The organism is Cupriavidus sp. GW823-FHT07B10, assembly GCF_058794355.1.
The window spans coordinates 422,495-441,028 of the sequence record NZ_JBXAGS010000006.1 but is presented as its reverse complement, the minus strand read 5'-3'; the positions used below and the strand labels follow the sequence as shown (position 1 = coordinate 441,028).

15 protein-coding genes, 1 pseudogene and 1 riboswitch are annotated in these 18,534 nt (G+C 66.9%); of the genes and pseudogenes, 5 read left to right on the top strand and 11 right to left on the bottom strand.

All coding sequences use genetic code 11. The annotated features are described in order from the left end of the window. From AC1Q6V_RS16585 to AC1Q6V_RS16575, 3 genes and pseudogenes are all read right to left on the bottom strand, one after another. Positions 1–116, bottom strand: a pseudogene (locus AC1Q6V_RS16585) (allantoinase); the annotation flags it as partial. A gap of 125 nt (positions 117–241) precedes the next feature. Then, positions 242–1,648 (bottom strand): nucleobase:cation symporter-2 family protein, encoded by a 1,407-nt coding sequence (locus AC1Q6V_RS16580; protein ID WP_010809173.1) that lies wholly within the window; start codon positions 1,646–1,648, stop codon positions 242–244. 179 nt (positions 1,649–1,827) lie between these two features. After that, the gene (locus AC1Q6V_RS16575; RefSeq protein WP_454749322.1) at positions 1,828–2,598 is read right to left on the bottom strand and encodes a GntR family transcriptional regulator; all 771 of its coding nucleotides are present in this window, start codon (positions 2,596–2,598) and stop codon (positions 1,828–1,830) included. Between the two features lie 297 nt (positions 2,599–2,895). On the opposite strand from AC1Q6V_RS16575, the gene uraH reads away from it, so the two are divergent. Together uraH and AC1Q6V_RS16565 are read left to right on the top strand one after the other, a co-directional pair. After that, positions 2,896–3,249 carry a hydroxyisourate hydrolase gene (uraH, locus tag AC1Q6V_RS16570; RefSeq protein WP_454749323.1) on the top strand — a complete coding sequence of 118 codons (354 nt, stop codon included), beginning with the start codon at positions 2,896–2,898 and terminating at the stop codon, positions 3,247–3,249. A gap of 31 nt (positions 3,250–3,280) precedes the next feature. Then, complete coding sequence (locus AC1Q6V_RS16565) at positions 3,281–4,489, top strand: urate hydroxylase PuuD (RefSeq protein ID WP_010809170.1); 1,209 nt, start codon at positions 3,281–3,283, stop codon at positions 4,487–4,489. 162 nt (positions 4,490–4,651) lie between these two features. Here the strand turns inward: AC1Q6V_RS16565 and AC1Q6V_RS16560 are convergent, their stop codons facing one another. The 7 genes from AC1Q6V_RS16560 to xdhA form a co-directional block, all read right to left on the bottom strand. Next, positions 4,652–5,227: a TMEM165/GDT1 family protein gene (locus tag AC1Q6V_RS16560; RefSeq protein ID WP_010809169.1), complete on the bottom strand. Its 576-nt coding sequence runs from the start codon at positions 5,225–5,227 to the stop codon at positions 4,652–4,654. Positions 5,228–5,340: 113 nt separating this feature from the next. Then, positions 5,341–5,488, bottom strand: a riboswitch (yybP-ykoY riboswitch). Positions 5,489–5,545: 57 nt separating this feature from the next. Beyond that, a complete protein-coding gene (locus tag AC1Q6V_RS16555; RefSeq protein WP_010809168.1) occupies positions 5,546–6,721 on the bottom strand; it encodes a fatty acid desaturase in 1,176 nt (391 codons plus the stop codon). Positions 6,722–6,906: 185 nt separating this feature from the next. Then, positions 6,907–8,229 (bottom strand): guanine deaminase, encoded by a 1,323-nt coding sequence (guaD, locus tag AC1Q6V_RS16550; protein ID WP_011614840.1) that lies wholly within the window; start codon positions 8,227–8,229, stop codon positions 6,907–6,909. A gap of 76 nt (positions 8,230–8,305) precedes the next feature. Continuing rightward, a complete protein-coding gene (locus AC1Q6V_RS16545; protein ID WP_010809166.1) occupies positions 8,306–9,361 on the bottom strand; it encodes an adenosine deaminase in 1,056 nt (351 codons plus the stop codon). Between the two features lie 55 nt (positions 9,362–9,416). Then, positions 9,417–10,406 carry a xanthine dehydrogenase accessory protein XdhC gene (gene xdhC / locus AC1Q6V_RS16540; RefSeq protein ID WP_454749366.1) on the bottom strand — a complete coding sequence of 330 codons (990 nt, stop codon included), beginning with the start codon at positions 10,404–10,406 and terminating at the stop codon, positions 9,417–9,419. A 181-nt stretch (positions 10,407–10,587) separates the two neighbouring features. After that, positions 10,588–12,936: a xanthine dehydrogenase molybdopterin binding subunit gene (gene xdhB, locus AC1Q6V_RS16535; protein ID WP_454749324.1), complete on the bottom strand. Its 2,349-nt coding sequence runs from the start codon at positions 12,934–12,936 to the stop codon at positions 10,588–10,590. A 25-nt stretch (positions 12,937–12,961) separates the two neighbouring features. After that, positions 12,962–14,464: a xanthine dehydrogenase small subunit gene (gene xdhA / locus AC1Q6V_RS16530; protein WP_010809163.1), complete on the bottom strand. Its 1,503-nt coding sequence runs from the start codon at positions 14,462–14,464 to the stop codon at positions 12,962–12,964. A gap of 231 nt (positions 14,465–14,695) precedes the next feature. On the opposite strand from xdhA, the gene AC1Q6V_RS16525 reads away from it, so the two are divergent. Then, the gene (locus AC1Q6V_RS16525) at positions 14,696–15,643 is read left to right on the top strand and encodes a LysR substrate-binding domain-containing protein (RefSeq protein WP_010809162.1); all 948 of its coding nucleotides are present in this window, start codon (positions 14,696–14,698) and stop codon (positions 15,641–15,643) included. Positions 15,644–15,669: 26 nt separating this feature from the next. On the opposite strand, the gene AC1Q6V_RS16520 is transcribed toward AC1Q6V_RS16525, so the two are convergent. Beyond that, positions 15,670–16,503 (bottom strand): ABC transporter substrate-binding protein, encoded by an 834-nt coding sequence (locus tag AC1Q6V_RS16520; protein ID WP_010809161.1) that lies wholly within the window; start codon positions 16,501–16,503, stop codon positions 15,670–15,672. Between the two features lie 144 nt (positions 16,504–16,647). On the opposite strand from AC1Q6V_RS16520, the gene AC1Q6V_RS16515 reads away from it, so the two are divergent. Then, on the top strand, positions 16,648–17,745 hold the full coding sequence (locus tag AC1Q6V_RS16515) for a substrate-binding domain-containing protein (RefSeq protein ID WP_454749325.1): 1,098 nt from the start codon (positions 16,648–16,650) through the stop codon (positions 17,743–17,745). A gap of 122 nt (positions 17,746–17,867) precedes the next feature. Continuing rightward, positions 17,868–18,470, top strand: a complete 603-nt coding sequence (locus AC1Q6V_RS16510; RefSeq protein WP_035819914.1) for a DUF4126 domain-containing protein — start codon at positions 17,868–17,870, stop codon at positions 18,468–18,470. The last annotated feature ends 64 nt before the right edge of the window (positions 18,471–18,534 follow it).

The following is an 18,534-nucleotide window of genomic DNA, read 5'->3' as shown; positions in this document are numbered from 1 at the left end:
CCTTCTTCGTAGTTGAGGACGAACTGCAGCGCAACGCGCGCACCGCCCGGCCAGCGGGCGTGCGGCGGCCGGGCGCCGTAACCGATGAGATCGCGTGGATAGTTATCTTTTGTCATGTGTCTTTGCTTGCTTCAGGAAAACGCCCGGCACCGCCGCGCCGCCCGCAAGCGCCGACCATCACGCAATGAACGTGCCAGTCGTGCCGGCGGCGGTGTCGGATACTTCGATACCGTTGCTTCAGTTACTCGGTGCCGTGCGAGTTGGCGGCGGCGTTGCGCATGGCCTCCTCGCGCGACTGGATGCCGTTGTAGAACAGGTTCAGCGCCACGGCCACGATCGTGCCCAGCACGATGCCGCTGTGGGTGAACGGCCCGGTCCACTTCGGCAGGTACTGGAAGAAGGTCGGTGCCAGCGTCGGGATCATGCCGGCGCCGATCGAGATGGCGACGATGAACAGGTTGTGGCGGTTGCGGTTGAAATCGCACGAACCCAGGATGCGGATGCCGGTGGCGGCCACCATGCCGAACATCACGATGCCGGCGCCGCCCAGCACGAACTGCGGCACCGAGGCCACCACGTGGGCCATCTTGGGGAACAGGCCGAAGGCGATCAGGATGATGCCGCCGGCAGCCGCCACGTAGCGCGAGCGCACGCCGGTCACCGTCACCAGGCCCACGTTCTGCGAGAACGAGGTATACGGGAAGGTGTTGAAGATGCCGCCGATCACGGTGCCCAGGCCGTCAGCGCGCAGGCCGCGGGTCAGGTCCTCGTTGCTCAGCTTCTTGCCGGTGATGTCGGACAGCGCCAGGAACATGCCGGTGGACTCCACCAGCGTAATCAGCATGACGATGCACATCGACAGGATGGCGGTCACTTCGAAGGTCGGCATGCCGAAGTGCAGCGGCGTGATGACGGCGACGAAGCTGGCTTCATCCAGGCCTTCGAAGGACACCTTGCCCATCGCCATCGCCACCAGCGTGCCGGCGATGATGCCCAGCAGCACTGCGCAGTTGGCCACCAGGCCACGGCCGTACTTGGTCAGCAGCAGGATGATCAGCAGCGTCAGGCCGGCAATGCCGAGGTTGGCCAGGTCGCCGTAGGCGAGGTTGGGCACCTCCTTGACCACGCCGTCGATCACGGCACGGGTGGTGGGCTGGCCGCCGGCCGCCCAGTTGATGCCCACGCGCATCAGCGACACGCCGATCAGCGTGATCACCGTGCCGGTCACCACCGGCGGGAACAGTCCCAGCATGCGCCCCATCATCGGCGCGATCAGGATGCCGAATATCCCCGATGCGATCACCGCGCCATAGATGCCGAGCAGGCCGACATTGGGATCGGTGCCGATGGCGATCATCGGCGCCACCGAGGCGAAAGTCACGCCCATCATCACCGGCAGGCGGATGCCGAACTTCCAGAAACCAAAGGCCTGGATCAGCGTGGCCAGGCCCGCGGCGAACAGGTCGGCGTTGATCAGGAACGCCAGCTGGTCCTTGGGCAGCTTGAGCGCGCCACCAACGATCAGGGGCACGGCAACCGTGCCGGCGTACATCACCAGAACGTGCTGCAACCCGAGCGCGAGCAGGCGCCCGGAAGGCAAACGCTCGTTGGTGAGGTCCGTCGGGACCGTGGTGCTTGCGGAATTCATGGGTGCGTCTCCTCTCCTTTGGTTTGATGGGAACACCACTGCCATGGCCCCGGTCCTGGATCCCGGAGGGTCTCCGGACCGTTATCTGCCTGTCGTCTCAGCACTCTCGTCGGTGAGCCGGGTGCTGTTTGCCGATCAGGTCTGGCCTTGTAGTTGGGGGCAGGGGCGGGAACACCGTGCTAGGTGGAGCGGCCTAGCACGCTGCGAAGATCGAAGTTGCCCGGCTCGTCCGGCTGCACGCGGTCGGCGCAGGCGCCAAGGTGGTGCGCCATGCGCGACTGGGCCAGCGCGGCATTGCCCTGTTCGAGTGCGTCGAGGATCTCTTCGTGTTCATCGAACGAGCAGGCGTTGTTGCCCGGGGCTTCCACGCTGGCGATCATCAGCGTGGTGCGCGACACCAGCCGGCGCATCATGTTGACCAGCAGCGCATTGCCCGACAGTTCCGCCAGCGCCGTATGGAACTCGGCGGACAGGCGGATCCATTTGGGCCGGTCATGCGTGAGGAAGGCCTGGCGCTCGCTGGCCACCATCTGGCGCAGCGGCGCGATCACGGCCTTGACGTCGGGCATGCCGGCAAGCTTTTCCAGCACCGCGCGTTCCAGCATCTGGCGCAGCTCGAACATGTCGTGCGCTTCGTCGGTGGAGGGGCTGGCGATAAAGGCGCCGCGGTTGGGTTCGAGGTCGACCATGCCGTCGGCGGCCAGGTGCGACAGCACCTTGCGCACCGTGTGTCGCGCGGTGGCATAGATCTCGCAAAGGGAATGCTCGGTCAGCTTGGTGCGCGGCGGCAGCCGGTGCTCCATGATCGCGTCGTAGATCTCGTGATACATGCGCTCTTCGACCGAGCCCTTGCGTGCGGGCTTGGCGGGCTTGCCCGCCTGGATTTCGGTCGGCTCGGCGTCGGCCTTGGTTTCGGCGTTGGCGGCAATCAGCTTCAGGCTCTTGGACATCGTGGCACCAGCAGTCAGGCGGGGCACCGCAAATCCTGGACATCAGGCAGCGGTGATCCAAAAATTGTTGACAATTATTTGGTTACTGCTCCAATATTGTCAACAAAACCGACTCAGGTTTTCGACAACTCAGGGAAATCCCTGAATTGCCAACCGGGTAGTGCAGGCGCATTGTCGCCACGCACCACCCAGCGCCGGGATGCGTTACCAGACGTACCGAGCGGGCACCATTCCCACAAATGGTGCTAGTGAAGGCAGCGGCGCCCCTCACAACCCAATCGCCTAAGGAAAAACACGATGGGACGCTTGACCACACACGTACTCGACACCGCTGCCGGCACGCCCGGCAAGGGCATGTCGATTACTCTTCATAAAATTGTCGACAATCGACGCGAAACCCTGAAGACAGTCGTGACGAACCACGACGGCCGTTGCGACCAGCCGCTGCTGGAAGGTGCGGACTTCGCCGTTGGCGTGTACGAGCTGGAATTCGCCGCGGGCGACTACTTCCGCGCGCAAGGCACGCAGCTGCCCGAGCCGGCTTTCCTGGACGTGGTGCCCCTGCGCTTCGGCATTGCCGATGTCAACGCGCACTACCACGTGCCCCTCCTGGTCTCGCCCTGGTCGTACTCGACCTACCGCGGCAGCTGAAGCGGTGGCATAGGGAAACAGGAGACAAGACATGGAAGGCTACATTCTCGACTGGGCCAATCTGCTGCTGCGCTGGGTGCACGTCATCACGGCGATCGCGTGGATCGGCTCCTCGTTCTATTTCGTCTGGCTCGACAACAGCCTGACCCGTCCCACCGATCCTGACCTGCAGGAGAAGGGTGTCGGCGGCGAGCTGTGGGCCGTGCACGGCGGCGGTTTCTACAACCCGCAGAAATACCTGACCGCACCCAAGACGCTGCCTGAGAACCTGCACTGGTTCTACTGGGAGTCGTATTCCACGTGGATGACCGGCTTCGGCCTGCTGGTGGTGCTGTACCTGTTCAACGCCAGCACGTTCCTGATCGACAAGAACGTCTACGACATGTCGCCCGGCGCGGCGGTCGGCCTGGCGCTGTCCTACCTGGCCGCGGGCTGGGTGGTCTATGACGTGATCTGCCGCGTGTTCGGCAAGAGCGACAAGACCGTGGGCGTGCTGGTGGCGATCTACGTGGCCGTGGCTGCCTACGTGGCGTGCCACCTGTTCTCGGGCCGTGCGGCGTTCCTGCTGACCGGTGCGATGATCGCCACCATCATGAGCGCCAACGTGCTGGTGTGGATCATCCCGGGCCAGCGCAAGGTGGTTGCCGCGCTGCGTGCGGGCCAGCCGGTCGATCCGGTCCATGGCAAGAACGCCAAGCAGCGCAGCGTGCACAACACGTACTTCACGCTGCCGGTGCTGTTCGCGATGCTGTCGAACCACTACAGCATGACCTACAGCTACAAGTACAACTGGGCCGCGCTGATCCTGATCATGCTCGCCGGTGTGCTGATCCGCCAGTTCTTCATCCTCAAGCACAAGGGCAAGATCAACGTGGCCTGGCCCGCAGCCGGCGTTGCCGTGCTGGCCGTGGTCGCCGTGCTGATCGCGCCGCAACCGCGCCCGGCCGTGGCCAAGGCAGAAGGTGGTGAAGCCGCCACCGCCGTCAGCTTTGCCAAGGTGCAGGAAGTGATGAACGCACGCTGCGTGCAGTGCCACGCCGAGCAGCCGAAGATGATGCCGACCGCAGCCAAGGGCATCAAGCTCGATACCGCGGAAGACATCAAGGCCCACGCGCAGCTGATCTACCAGCAGGCCGTGCAGCAGAAGGCGATGCCGCTGGGCAACGTGACGCAGATCACCGACGACGAACGCGCCCTGCTGGGCCAGTGGTTCGAAGGCGGTGCCAAGACCACCAACTGAGGGTGGCCTGATCTGAAAAGCATCAGGGCCGGCGCGTGCCGCCGGCCCGCGAATTCCGAGCATCGGTGATCGACGGTCCGGAGGGTTGTGCAGTTGGCAACCGTCAGTACCGGACCGGCGAGGGTTTGAACGGGGCCTTGTGCCCCGTTTTTTTTCGGCGACTTATCCGCCGATATTCAGCAACGCCAGCACCCCCAGCACCAGGAAAATCCCCGCCGCGATCTTGTGCACCAGTCCGATCGGCATCTTGTTGGCAAACTTGTCGCCAAGCAGGACCGCCGGCGCATTGGCGACCATCATGCCGAAGGTGGTGCCGGCCACCACGGCAATCACCGCATCGCTGAAGCGCGCGGCCAGCGCCACGGTGGCGATCTGGGTCTTGTCGCCCATCTCGGCAAAGAAGAAGGCCACGATGGTGGTGCCGAGGATGCCAAGGGCGCCCTTGACCGGCCTGGCTTGTTCGGCGTCGTCGAGCTTGTCGGGGATCAGCATCCATGCCGCCATTGCGATAAAGCCCAGGCCCAGGATCCAGCGCAGCAGGCTTTCGCCCAGCACATGCGTGATCCAGCCGCCGAGCGCACCGGCAAAGCCGTGGTTGAACAGCGTGGCGATCAGGATGCCAAGGATGATGGGAACGGGCTTGCGGTAGCGCGCGGCCAGCACCAGCGACAGCAATTGCGTCTTGTCGCCCATTTCAGCGAGGGCGACGATGCCTGTGGAGACGAGGAAGGCTTCCATATTGGTCTTGTGGGTAACCGGGCCGCAATGCATCGCGAGATGCCAATGACGCACACCTTCCCCGGCCCGGCCAGAAAGGTATGGTCATCGGTCTCGCCAGGCTGGACGCTGCCGGGTCCGTATCAGTACGGCCGGGCGGGTCCGGAGCTGCGCACGCCATAACCGCAAGCGGTCAAGTCTGTTGACGTACGCCCCTGTCCCCCGGAGTCCGCATTGCGCGGCGCGGTGAGAGCAGGGCGGCTACTCCCCAATGGAAGCGGCAATTATAGCGGCGGGGGGGGCAGGCGTCCACCTGCCCCCGCCACAAGGCCTGCACCCTCAGCCGGGTACAGGCGCGTTGTCGCTGGTCTGGCGGCCGCGGAAATCGGTCCAGCACAGGGCCTTGAAGTCATAGAGCTTGCAGCGGCGCGCGGTATCGAAATACCAGCGCCAGGAGAAGTTCTCGATGATGATGCGGCCCGGCAGCGCGTGCTCCAGCAGTGCCTGGGCGCGCTTGAGGCGGTACAGCGGCACGCTCATGTCGACGTGGTGCGCGGTGTGTTCCATGATGTGGTGCAGCGCCGCGCCGATGCCGTGGCGGAAGCGCAGGTGCACGGTGGTCGAGACAAAGGGCTGTGCCTTGGCCCACATGGCCTTGGTGTCATACCAGGCGACGCTGGTGTGGGTGTGGTGCACATACAGCACGAAGCCGACGGTGACGTTCCAGACCAGGAATGGCAGCACAAAGCCCGCGCCGGTCAGCAACCACACCGACTGCTCCGTGGCCAGCGCCAGGCCCGCCAGCGCGCCGATCCAGGCCAGCCCGAAGGCGGCTACCAGCACACAGTCGCCGGTGAAGATCGGGCGGCGCGTGGCCATCTGGCGCTTGCTGGGGAAGAACATCTTGCACCACCAGATTTCCACCAGGTAGTACAGGCCCGGGCCGAAGCCAGTGCGGTAGATGCGCTCCATCACGCGGCGCCAGCGCGGCAGCGCGTTGAATTCTTCCAGCGAGTAGGGCGCCCAGACGAAGTCGAAGCCCTTCAGGTTGGTATAGCCATGGTGCACCACGTTGTGGCCGACTTCCCACAGGCTGTACGGCGTCAGCGAGGGCAGGAAGGTGAGCCGGCCCAGCCACTTGTTCAGGCCGCGGCGCGGGGTCAGGCTCTGGTGGCAGGCATCGTGGCCGATGATAAACAGGCGCGCGATGATCAGCCCGGCCAGCACGCCCAGCGCCAGCTTGGCGGCCCAGTGCTGCGCCAGCACCACGCCGGCCAGCACGGCGCCGAACAACAGGTAGTCGAAGGCGAACAGCAGCAGTGCGCGCGGAGTGCTGCGCTGGCCCAGCGGGATCAGCCAGCCGCGGATGATCTTGCGCGAGGGCAGCGGGGCGTCCGGCGCAATCGGCTCCGGCAGCGGGGCGTGGTTGGGCGCGCCCTTGCGCGCGGCATGGGGCACGTCATGCGGGCCACTGGCGCGCTCAGGGGCGTGAGCGGCGGATTGGAAAGCGGTCATGCGGAACCTTCTGATTGCGGTCGGATGGGTAAGGGCGCACGGCGCGCAGAACGGCCGCGGCGGAACCGCAAGGTTAGAAGGCTTTGTCGAAGACGGCCTTGACGGTCGTCAAGCCGGAGGCGGGGGCGAAGCGGTAAAAGCGCGCCCGCCGCATGACGGCGGGCGGCTGCTGGCCAGGTGACGGATCAGGCGGCCGGCACGTGGGCGGCCTCGCCCATCACATAGACGCTGTCGATGACGCGGTCGTCGCCCAGCATGGCAAAGGCGAACAGCTCTTCTTCCAGCGTTTCCGAGCGGTTGCTGCGGCGGGCGATCAGCGGCGTGGCCTTGGGGTCCAGCACGATGAAATCGGCCTCGCAGCCAACGCTGAAGCTGCCGACGCGGTCGGTCCAGCCCAGCGCCTCGGCCGCGGCACGGGTGGCCAGGTAGAACATGCGCAGCGCGGTCAGGTAGTAGCCGCCCATGCGCGCCACCTTGTGCGCCGCGTTCATGGTGCGGAACATCGAGAACGAGGTGCCGCCGCCGACGTCGGTGGCCAGCGTCACGTTCAGGCGGTTGGCGTCGGACTGGTGGAAGTCATAGAAGCCGCTGCCCAGGAACAGGTTGGAGGTGGGGCAATGCGCCACCGCGGCGCCGCTGTCGGCCAGGCGCCGGCGGTCGTCCTGGTCCAGGTAGATGGCGTGGCCGTACATCGCGCCCGGGCGCAGCAGGCCGTAGCGGTCGTACACGTCCAGGTAGCTGCGCGCGTCCGGGAACAGCTCGGCCACCCATTTGACCTCGTCGCGGTTCTCGGCCACGTGGGTCTGGATAAAGGCGTCCGGATAGGCGCGCGCCAGCTCGCCGCAGGCGGCCAGCTGCGCCTCGGTCGAGGTCGGGGCAAAGCGCGGTGTGATGGCGTAGGCCAGGCGTCCCTTGTTATGCCAGCGCGAGAGCAGGTCGGCGGAGTCCCGGGCACCGGTCTCGGCCGTATCGCGCAGGAATTCCGGGCAGTTGCGGTCCATCATCACCTTGCCCGTGACCATGCGCAGGTTGCGCGCCTCGCTTTCGGCAAAGAGGGCCTCGGCCGAGGCCTTGTGCACCGTGCTCCAGACCACCGCGCTGGTGGTGCCGTTGCGCAGCAGTTCCTCGGTGAAGAAGCCGGCCACGCCGCGCGCGTAGTCGGGATCGGCAAAGCGGCGCTCTTCGGGGAAGGTGTAGGTCTCGAGCCAGTGCAGCAGGCCCGGCGACGGCGACGCGATCATGTCGGTCTGCGGGTAGTGCACGTGGGTGTCGATAAAGCCGGGCACGATCAGCTTGCCGCGGTGGTCGACGATCTCGGCGTCGGCCGGAATGCGCGCAGCCAGCTGCGTATAGTCGCCGGCAGCGGCGATGCGCCCGTTGGTGACGATCAGCACCCCGTCGTCCCAATACTGATATGCATCCTCATGGAATTGCGGATCGCGCAGGAAATGCAGCACGCGGCCGCGAATGGCACGGGTGAGGGAGTCAGTCTTGGGGTTGGTCGTCATGGTGTGTCTCTTGTGGCCGGCCCGCGCGGAACGGCATGGTTCAAGCAGCGGGCCGGGCTATTGGCATGCGCCGCGCTCAGGCCGCTGGGGCCGTTGCGGGCGGGGACTTGGGCGGGCTCGACCAGAAGTGGTCGACTTCCGCCAGGAATTCGGCCTTCTGCATGGCAGGCAGGAAGGCCGCTTCAAAGCTGTTGCGGGCAAGCTTGTGGGCATCGGCCGCGTCCAGCGGCAGCGCCTCGAAGGTGGCTTCCCAGTTGGCGTTCATATAGCCGCCGAAGTAGGCAGGATCGTCCGAATGCAGCGTGATCACCACGCCGGCATCGAGCATGCGCTTGAGCGGGTGGTCGCGCAGGTCCGGGTAGACCTTGAGCTTGACGTTGGACAGCGGGCACACGGTCAGCGCCACGCGCTCGCGCGCCAGGCGTTCCACCAGCGCCGGATCGTCGATGGCGCGCACGCCGTGGTCGATACGCTGCGCCTTGAGGATGTCGAGCGCGTCGGTGACGTATTGCGCCGGACCTTCCTCGCCCGCGTGGGCCACCAGGTGCAGGCCCAGCTCGCGCGCCCTGGCGAACACGCGCGCGAACTTCTCGGGCGGGTTGCCTCGCTCGGACGAATCCAGGCCCACGCCGACAAAGCGGTCGCGGTAGGGCAGCGCGGCCTCCAGCGTGGCGAAGGCGTCTTCCTCCGGCAGATGGCGCAGGAAGCACAGGATCAGGCTGCTGGAGAAGTCATATTCGGTGCGCGCCTGGGCCAGGGCATCGGCGATGCCGTCGATCACCACGCCGATGGGCACGCCGCGCGCGGTATGGGTCTGCGGATCGAAGAAGATCTCGGCGTGGCGGACGTTGTCGGCGACGGCGCGCTTGACGTAGTCCATGGTCATGTCGAAGAAATCTTCCTCGGTCAGCAGCACGCTGGCGCCGGCGTAGTAGATGTCCAGGAACGACTGCAGGTCGGTGAAGGCGTAGGCGGCGCGCAGCGCCTCGACGCTGGGATAGGGCAGCGCCACCTGGTTGCGCTGCGCGAGCCGGAAGATCAGTTCCGGCTCAAGCGTGCCTTCGATATGCACATGCAGTTCGGCCTTGGGAGTGCGGCGGATCTGTTCCGCGAGCGCGGCATCGATGGTCATGGGGGCCTCGTTTCTGGGCTTTTCTGTGCCTGCCGGCGGGGCCGGCGGCACGGGTTCAGGGATGCACCGCCTCCGGGCGGCCCAGACGCAGCGCGGCAAGGCGCTGTTCGCGGACCTGGAGCAGCTGGGCGACGATGGCTACCGCAATCATAGCCGGAGCCTTGTCGGTAATCCCGGGAACCCCCATGGGGCATGTCATTTCCGCAAACCGGGCCGGGTCGATGCCGTGCTCGGCCATGCGGTGTTCAAAGCGCGCGCGCTTGGTCTTGGAGCCGATCAGGCCGAAGTAGGCGAAATCGGTGCGCTTGAGGATTTCTTCGCACAGGGTCTGGTCCAGCGCATGGCTGTGCGTCATGACCAGGAAGTAGCTGCCCGCGGGCGCCTGCGCCACTACCGCTTCGGGCGTGTCGCTGGCCTCGGCCTCGACATTGTCGGGCAGCCCGCCGGGGAACAGCGTGTCGCGCTCGTCGACCCAGTGCACGCGGCACGGCAGCGTGGCCAGCACCTTGACCAGTGCATGGCCGACATGGCCCGCGCCAAACAGCACCACGTGCATGGTGTCGGGCACCAGCGTATCGGTCCAGCTGCCGTCGGCGTGCAGCGTTACGCCGGGGGTCACGGCATGGCTGTCGCCATGGGTGATCGCGCCGCTGGCCGGCACCTGGCGCTGCAGTGCCTTGCCGGCGGTGAAATTGCGTTCGACCGCGTCAAGCCAGTGCAGGTCGGCTTCGCCCAGCACCTCGAATGCGAGCTGCACCACGCCGCCGCAGCACTGGCCCAGTGCCGGCCCGAGCGGGATGCGCTCGATCCGGCGTTGTTCACCGCGCACCAGCATCTCGCGCGCGATATCCATGCCGCGCCACTCCAGGTGGCCGCCGCCGATGGTGCCGACCAGGTCGTCGGCGCTGACCAGCATGCGGATGCCGGCCTCGCGCGGGGCCGAGCCCTTGACCTCGACGATGGTGACCATCGCCGCCGGCACGCCGGCGCGCACCATGCGGGCGGCGTCGGCGAAGCGGAAGGGTTTGAGCGGTGCGTCCTGCATGTCGGGGGCCTTGTCGGTGTTGCCTGGTTGCTGCTTGATGCTGTGGTGCTGCCTGCGCTGTGTCATCGCAAGGGTGGCGCGCGCCTGCTTCTTCCACCGGCCCCATGCCCGTCAACGCGGCCAAGGGGGGAAAGTCCGGGGGCGCCCGCAGGCGCGCGCTTCCTGCGATCGTTCCGCCAGCTCAGGCTGGCTGCGCCGCGGCTTCGCGCACGGCGTCGACGGCGTCCAGGATCGCCTCGCTGGTGGCCGGGGCCTTCAGCGGCGGGTTGATGCGGTAGTCGCCAACGGCAGCCACGGCGTCGCGGATCGCGAAGAACACCGAGAACGGCAGCAGCAGCGGCGGCTCGCCCACGGCCTTGGAGCGGTGGATGCTGTCCTCGACGTTGCGGTTCTGGAACAGGCGCACGTTGAATTCCTCCGGGCAGTCGTTGACCGTCGGGATCTTGTACGTGGACGGGGCGTGCGTCATCAGCTTGCCGTCCTTGTTCCACCACAGTTCCTCGGTGGTCAGCCAGCCCATGCCCTGGATGAACGCGCCTTCGACCTGGCCGATGTCGATCGCCGGGTTCAGCGAGCGGCCGGCGTCGTGCAGCGCGTCGGCGCGCAGCAGCTTCCATTCGCCGGTGAGCGTGTCGACCAGGACCTCAGAGCACGCGGCACCGTAGGCGAAGTAGTAGAACGGGCGACCCTGCAGCTTGCTCTGGTCCCAGTGCAGCTTGGGCGTGGTGTAGAAGCCGTCGGACCACAGCTGCACGCGCGCCACGTAGGCTTCGCGCGCCAGCTCGCCGAACGACACGCGCACCTCGCCGGCGCTGACCAGGTCATCGTTGAAGCGCACCTCGGACGGCTCCACGCCGGCCTTGCGCGCGGCAAACACGGCCAGGCGCTCGCGGATCTGGCGCGCGGCGTCCTGCGCGGCCTTGCCGTTCAGGTCGGCACCGGTGGAAGCTGCGGTGGCCGAGGTATTGGCCACCTTGCTGGTATCGGTCGCGGTCACGCGCACGCGTTCCATGCGGATGCCGAGCTCATGCGCCACCACCATCGCCACCTTGGTGTTCAGGCCCTGGCCCATCTCGGTGCCGCCGTGGTTCACCAGCACCGAGCCGTCGTTGTAGACGTGCACCAGCGCGCCGGCCTGGTTGAAGTGGGCCACGTTGAACGAGATGCCGAACTTCACCGGGGTGATGGCGATGCCCTTCTTCAGCACCGGGCTGGTGGCGTTGAAGGCGCGCGTGGCTTCGCGGCGGGCGCGGTATTCGCTGCTGGCCACCAGTTCGTCGATCAGCTCGTGGATGACGTTGTCTTCCACGGTCTGGCCGTAGGGCGTGACGTTGTGCTCGGTCTTGCCGTAGAAGTTGGCGCGGCGCACGTCCAGCGAATCCTTGCCGACCGTGCGGGCGACATTGTCCAGGATGTACTCGACCGCGAACGCGCCCTGCGGGCCGCCGAAACCGCGGAAGGCGGTATTGCTCTGCGTGTTGGTCTTGCCGCAGTAGCCGTCGATCTGCACGTTCGGCAGCCAGTAGGCATTGTCGAAGTGGCAGATGGCGCGGGTCATCACCGGGCCCGACAGGTCGGCCGAGAAGCCGGCGCGCGACACCATCTCGACCTTGACGCCCTCGATATGGCCTTCATCGTCGTGGCCCACGGTGTAGTCGAACACGAAGTCATGGCGCTTGCCGGTGATCATCATGTCGTCGTCGCGGTCCGGGCGCAGCTTGACCGGGCACATCAGCTTCCAGGCGGCCAGCGCGGCGCAGCAGGCGAACAGCGCCGACTGCGACTCCTTGCCGCCGAAGCCGCCGCCCATGCGGCGGCATTCGACCAGCACCTGGTGCGCCTGCCAGCCGAGCATATGGCACACCGCGTGCTGCATTTCGGTCGGGTGCTGGGTCGAGCACCACACTTGCATGCCGTCGTTCTCGCGCGGCGCGGCGTACGAGATCTGGCCTTCCAGGTAGAACTGCTCCTGGCCGCCCAGGTGGATCTTGCCGCTGTCCTGGTGGGCCGCGCTTGCGATGCGCGCAGCGGGCTCGCCGCGCGTCAGGTGCATCGGCGGCAGCACATAGCTGCCGGCCTCGTGCGCGGCTTGCGGCGACAGCACCGGGGGCAGGTCTTCGTAGTCGATGGTGCCCAGGCGGGCGGCGCGGCGCGCGGCGTCATGCGAGGTCGCCACCACGATAAAGACCGGCTGGCCGATGAACTGGACCACGTCGCGCGCCAGGATCGGGTCGTCGTGGATGATCGGGCCGCAGTCGTTGGTGCCGGGGATGTCGTCCACCGTCAGCACGTCGACCACGCCGGGCGCGGCGCGCACCTTGTCGAGCGAGATCGACTTGATGCGGGCGTGCGCGCGGGTGCTCATGCCGAGCGCGGCGTGCAGCGTGCCGGCCAGCTCGGGGATGTCGTCCGTGTAGGTGGCGGTGCCGGCCACGTGCAGGTGGGCGGATTCATGCGGACGCGAGATGCCGACCTGCGAGACCTGTTCGGCGGTGGCGTCGAGCAGGAAGGGTTCGGTTTGCTTGTTCATGCCGATGCTTTCCTTTTTCTCTGGCTCAGGCCGTGGCGGTTTCAGTGGCGCCGGCGCCGATGGCGCGGACGTTGACGGCTGCCGCGGGCAGCGCTTCGGCGCGGGTCTCCAGCCAGAAGCGGTACAGCAGGTTGGCGGCACCGCGGCTGCGGTAAGACGCGGTCGCGCGCATGTCGGACAGCGGCGTGTAGTCCTGCGCCAGCGCGGCCATGCCGGCGCGGGCGGTGGCTTCATCCCACGGCTGGCCGGTCAGGGCCGCCTCGGTGGCGGCGGCGCGCTTGGGCGTGGCGGCCATGCCGCCGAAGGCGATGCGCGCCTGCGTGACGAGGCCGTCCTGCACGGTGATGCCGAATGCGGCACACACGGCGGAAATATCCTCATCAAAGCGTTTGGACAGCTTGTAGGTGCGGAAGTGCTGCGGGCCGGCCACCGGCACGCGCAGCGCGGCGACGAATTCGCCCGGCTGCATCGCGGTCTTCTGGTAGGCCAGGTACAGGTCTTCCAGCGGCAGCGTGCGGCGCGTCTCGCCGTGCTGCAGCACCACTTCCGTGCCCAGCGCGATCAGCGCCGGCATCGAGTCGCCGATGGGCGAACCGTTGGCGATATTGCCGCCCAGCGTGCCGGCATTGCGGATCGGCAGCGAGGCAAAGCGCTTCCACATCTCTTCCAGCTCGGGGTGTGCGGCGTTGAGTGCGGCGTAGGCCTTTTCCAGCGTCACGGCGGCGCCGATCTCGACCATGCCGTCGCGTTCCTCAATGTGGTTCAGGTCTTCCACCTGGCCCACGTAGAGCAGGTTGCCCAGCTCGCGGAACTGCTTGGTGACCCACAGGCCCACGTCGGTGCTGCCGGCCAGGATGCGGATATCGGGCTGTGCCGCCTTGATCGCGCCGAACTCGGCCGCGCTGCGCGGGGCAAAGAACTCCTGGCCCTGGGCGCGGTAGCGGAAGGTCTCGCCGCGCTTGAGGTTGCGCAGGGTGTCGGCGATCTGCTTGGGGTTGAGCTTGTCCGCCGTAGGGGCGGGCAGGGCCATCATGCGCTCGCCGGCGTCGATGATCGGGCGGTAGCCGGTGCAGCGGCACAGGTTGCCGGTCAGCGCGTCGCAGATGGTCTGGCGCGAGGGCGCTTCGCCGCCCGGGGTGTGCTGCTGGTACAGCGCCCACAGCGACATCACGAAGCCGGGAGTGCAGAAGCCGCACTGCGAGCCGTGGCACTCGACCATGGCTTCCTGCACCGGGTGCAGGTTGCCGTCGGCCTGGCGCAGGTCCTCGACCGTGATCAGAGCCTTGCCGTCGAGCGTGGGCAGGAACTGGATGCAGGCGTTGACCGCCTTGAATTCGACATCGCCGCCGTCCTGCAGCTCGCCGACCACGACGGTGCAGGCGCCGCAGTCGCCTTCGGCGCAGCCTTCCTTGGTGCCGGTGCAGCGCGCGTCTTCACGCAGGTACTGCAGCACGGTGCGGGTAATGGGGGCGTCGGATACTTCCTTGACCTGGCCGCGGTGGAAAAAGCGGATGGTTTGCGTCTCCATGGTCTTCTCTCTCTTGGTGATGGCGGAAACATAGCACCCTGGCCTTTCATGCAATATTCGGCCCAGGTGATATGCCCCATCAGCGGGCGGCCCGATTGGTGCCCCGCCGCACCGCCAGGCGCCCCCCTGGAGGAGGTGATTTGACCGTTTGTGGGGCGCCTGTCATACACTATGCGCCGTTCCCATCCCCCACGCCACCCATCTGGCCCCCGCCGGAGGGCCGCCATCGCCATGCACGGACGCGACCATCTCGATACATATTTGCTGCGGGTGCTTCACACCCTGCTGACCGAGCAGAGCGTGACCCGCACGGCCGTGCGCCTGGGCCAGTCCCAGCCCGCCATCAGCAATACCCTGAAGCGCCTGCGGGAGATCACCGGCGATGCCATTTTGGTGCGGGGCAAAAACGGCATGGTGCCGACCGAGCGCGGCCGCGAACTGCTGGCGCTGGCCGAGCAGAGCCTGGCGGCGATGGACCGCATCGCGCGCCCGCCGCAGCAGTTCGACCCGGCCACCACCACGCGCACCTTCCACCTGGGCGCGCCGGACTACCTGGACGCGTTCTTCCTGCCCAATATCGTCGAGCGCGTGCGCCGGCTGGCGCCGGGCGCCAAGCTGTTCGTGCATCCGATGACGTCGTCGTCGGACTTCCTGGACGACCTGGAGCAGGGGCAGCTCGATATCGTGGTCGGCAACTGGCTGTCGCCGCCTGAGCACCTGCATATCTCGCCGCTGTTCGACGACGAGGTGGTGTGCATGCTGGGCGCGCAGCATCCGCTGGCGCGCAAGGGGCTGACGCTCAAGCACTACCTGGAGATGCCGCACCTGGCCCCGGCGCCGTATGCGTCGATGCAGCGCAGCATGATCGACCAGGCGCTGGCCGAGCAGGGCTACAAGCGCAATATCCAGGTCACGCTGCCGTATTTCGGCCTGGTGCCGTATGTGCTGATGAAGACGGATATGGTCTTTACCACCGGCCGCCAGTTTGCTGCGCACTACGCGCAGTACCTGCCGATCCGCATGGTGCCCTCGCCGGTGTCGTTCCCGCGCATGCGCTTCTACCAGCTGTGGCACGAGCGCTGCCATGCGGCGCCGGATGTGATGTGGATCCGGCGCATGATCGCCGAGGTGGCGGCGGACCTGCCGCAGTTGCCGCGGCTGGAGGCAGAGGCCGGCTGAGCGGGCCGGGCAGCAGGCGAGGGGGCTTACTTTGCCTTGTAGCTCGGGAAGAACAACTGCTCGCCTTCCACCTTGTACCCGGCAATCGCGTCCTGTCCTTCCTTTGACGTGATCCACTCCACCAGCTTGATCGCATCCGTGTGGTTGATACCCGCATGCCTGGCGGGGTTGACCGCGATGATTCCGTACGGGTTGAACATCTTCGGATCGCCTTCGATGGCGATGGCCAGGCCGGTCTTGGCGCGATAGGCGCCGTAGGTGGCGCGGTCCGACAGCGTATAGGCCGGCATCTGCGCGGCCATGGTCAGCACCTCGCCCATGCCCAGGCCGGCGTTGACGTACCACGGCTGGCCCTTGGGCTCGATGCCGAGCTGCTTCCAGTAGTCCTTCTCCATCACGTCGGTGCCGGAGTTGTCGCCGCGCGAGATGAACTTGCTGCTGCTGCCTGCGAGCTTGCGGAACCCCGCCAGCACGTCCTTGCCGCCCTTGACGCCTGCCGGGTCGCTGGCCGGGCCGACCACGATGAAGTCGTTGTACATCACGTCGCGGCGGTTCACGCCGTAGCCGGCCGCGACAAAGGCGTCTTCCACCTTGCGCGCGTGCACCAGCAGCACGTCGACGTCGCCCATCTCGCCCATCTTCATGGCCTTGCCCGAGCCGACCGCGATCACCTTCACGGTGACGCCCGCCTTTTGCTCGAAGCGCGGCAGCAGGTATTTCAGCAGGCCCGAGTTCTCGGTGCTGGTGGTGGTGGCCAGCTTCAGTTCCCCGGCATGGGCCGCCGACAGCAGGCCTGCGCAGGCCATCGCAACGAGATGGCGCGCTGGGCGGCGCAGGCGTTGGGCAAGGCGAGGCGACATGCGGTGGCTCCTTTGTATTATGTTTTTCCAGACATAATTGCTTTTGCCTTTCGATCTCATGGAGAATGCGGCAAAAGAACATAAGAATGGGGTATTCATTGTGGTCCAGCCGAGATCGACAAGTAAATATGCTGCGGAGGACATATGATCTTCCGCTTTGACCTGTTTCCGGTGATCGCGCCAGACGACAATCCGCGCGCGAATGGCAAGGTGTTCCAGCTGCTCAAGGCCGTGCGCGAAACCGGGTCGCTGCACCGCGCCGCGCGCGAGATCGGCTTGTCGTACCGCCATGCCTGGGGCGTGATGCGGACCTGGGAGGAAATGCTCGGGCGCAGCGTGCTCGATATGGAGCGCGGCCGCGGTGCCTCGCTGACCCGCTTCGGCGAACGCCTGCTGCGCGCCGAGCTGCGCCTGCGCGAATCGGTCGACCCGGTGGTGCAGAAGGCCATGGCGGACTTCATTGCCGAGCTGGACGATGCCCAGCAGCCGCAGTCGCAGGTGCATTTCACCGGCAGCCATGACCCGGCGGTGGAGGTGCTGGCCGCCGCACTGGGCGAGGCAGGAACCTCGCTGCAGCTCGATACGGTGTTTTGCGGCAGCGTGGAGGGGCTGATTTGCCTGCAGGAGCGGCAGTCGGAACTGGCCGGCTTCTATGTCTCGCCGGTGCAGACCGCGGGCTCGGTCGCGCATGTGACGCTGCGCAAGTGGCTGCGGCCGGCCGCGGTGCGGCTGCTGCGGCTGGCTTGGCGCGAGCAGGGCCTGATCCTGGCGCCGGAGGTGGCGCGCGAGGTGCATGACCTGCGCGACCTGGCGCGCACCCAGGCGCGCTTCGTCAACCGGCAGCGCAGTTCGGGCACGCGCATGCTGTTCGACCAGCTGCTGGCCGCGCAGGGCCTGTACCCCGACCAGATCGCCGGCTACGACGAGACCGAGTTCAGCAACGAGAAGGTGGCCGAGGCCGTGCACGGCGGCCGCGCGCAGGTGGGCTTCGGGCTGCGCATGAATGCCGAGGCCCATGGGCTGGCCTTTGTGCCGTTGACGCGCGAGGCCTACTACCTGGCGCTGCGCAAGAACGACCAGACCGCCGGCTGGATGGCAGCACTGCTGGCGCTGCTGGCCGACCCGGCCTTTGCCCGGCGCATCGAAACGCTGCCCGGCTACAACATGGCCGAGCCGGCCGGCATCCTGACCCCGCAGGAGGCGTTGCCGTGGTTCGGGCCGGGCGGCAAGGTGGACGCCTGAGGGCGAGCCGGGCGGCATGACGCCGACGGGCGCGCGGCTGCGCGGCCCGGTCCGTATTACACTCCCTGCCAGGCGCACCGCGGTTTTGCATCGGCTTGCGCCAGACCCTTGCAAGGAGCGCCATGCTGGAAACCGCCGCGCTGGCCGCGGGCATGTCCTGGGCCAGCGGCTTTCGCCTCTACCTTGCGGTGCTGGCCGCCGGCGTGCTGGCGCGCCTGGGCTGGCTGGACCTGCCGCCCGGGCTGCAGCCGCTGGAATCCTGGTGGGTCATCGGCGTGGCCGCCGTGCTGGCCGTGGCCGAATTCGTCGCCGACAAGGTGCCCGCGTTCGATACCGTCTGGGACGGCATCCATACCTTTATCCGCATTCCCGCCGGCGCGATCCTGGCCGCCGCCGCCTTCGGCCAGCTGGATCCGCAGTGGATGGTGGCGGCAGGGCTGATCGGCGGCACGCTGGCCGGCACCGCGCATGCGGTCAAGGCGGGCACGCGCGCGCTGATCAATGTGTCGCCGGAACCGTTCTCCAATTGGACGGCCTCATTCACTGAAGACCTGACCGCGACCGGCAGCCTGCTGCTGGCGTTCTTCCTGCCGGTGGTGTTCCTGGTCTTGCTGGTGGTCTTCCTGCTGGTGTCGGTGTGGCTGCTGCCGAAATTGTGGCGCGGCGTGCGCCGGCTGCATGCGAGCCTGCGCGGCAGGACCGAGCGGCCTGGCACACCCCGCTAGCTTCCCGGCCATTCCCGTTTTTTTTCGACTGACCCGAGGCGCGCCGCCGCCAGAAACCAAGAAC

Bases quoted from the DNA above. Each gene is read 5' to 3' on its own strand.
- AC1Q6V_RS16580 (WP_010809173.1), bottom strand. From the start codon at position 1,648: ATGAATTCCGCAAGCACCACGGTCCCGACGGACCTCACCAACGAGCGT.
- AC1Q6V_RS16575 (WP_454749322.1), bottom strand. From the start codon at position 2,598: ATGTCCAAGAGCCTGAAGCTGATTGCCGCCAACGCCGAAACCAAGGCC.
- uraH (WP_454749323.1), top strand. From the start codon at position 2,896: ATGGGACGCTTGACCACACACGTACTCGACACCGCTGCCGGCACGCCC.
- AC1Q6V_RS16565 (WP_010809170.1), top strand. From the start codon at position 3,281: ATGGAAGGCTACATTCTCGACTGGGCCAATCTGCTGCTGCGCTGGGTG.
- AC1Q6V_RS16560 (WP_010809169.1), bottom strand. From the start codon at position 5,227: ATGGAAGCCTTCCTCGTCTCCACAGGCATCGTCGCCCTCGCTGAAATG.
- AC1Q6V_RS16555 (WP_010809168.1), bottom strand. From the start codon at position 6,721: ATGACCGCTTTCCAATCCGCCGCTCACGCCCCTGAGCGCGCCAGTGGC.
- guaD (WP_011614840.1), bottom strand. From the start codon at position 8,229: ATGACGACCAACCCCAAGACTGACTCCCTCACCCGTGCCATTCGCGGC.
- AC1Q6V_RS16545 (WP_010809166.1), bottom strand. From the start codon at position 9,361: ATGACCATCGATGCCGCGCTCGCGGAACAGATCCGCCGCACTCCCAAG.
- xdhC (WP_454749366.1), bottom strand. From the start codon at position 10,406: ATGCAGGACGCACCGCTCAAACCCTTCCGCTTCGCCGACGCCGCCCGC.
- xdhB (WP_454749324.1), bottom strand. From the start codon at position 12,936: ATGAACAAGCAAACCGAACCCTTCCTGCTCGACGCCACCGCCGAACAG.
- xdhA (WP_010809163.1), bottom strand. From the start codon at position 14,464: ATGGAGACGCAAACCATCCGCTTTTTCCACCGCGGCCAGGTCAAGGAA.
- AC1Q6V_RS16525 (WP_010809162.1), top strand. From the start codon at position 14,696: ATGCACGGACGCGACCATCTCGATACATATTTGCTGCGGGTGCTTCAC.
- AC1Q6V_RS16520 (WP_010809161.1), bottom strand. From the start codon at position 16,503: ATGTCGCCTCGCCTTGCCCAACGCCTGCGCCGCCCAGCGCGCCATCTC.
- AC1Q6V_RS16515 (WP_454749325.1), top strand. From the start codon at position 16,648: ATGATCTTCCGCTTTGACCTGTTTCCGGTGATCGCGCCAGACGACAAT.
- AC1Q6V_RS16510 (WP_035819914.1), top strand. From the start codon at position 17,868: ATGCTGGAAACCGCCGCGCTGGCCGCGGGCATGTCCTGGGCCAGCGGC.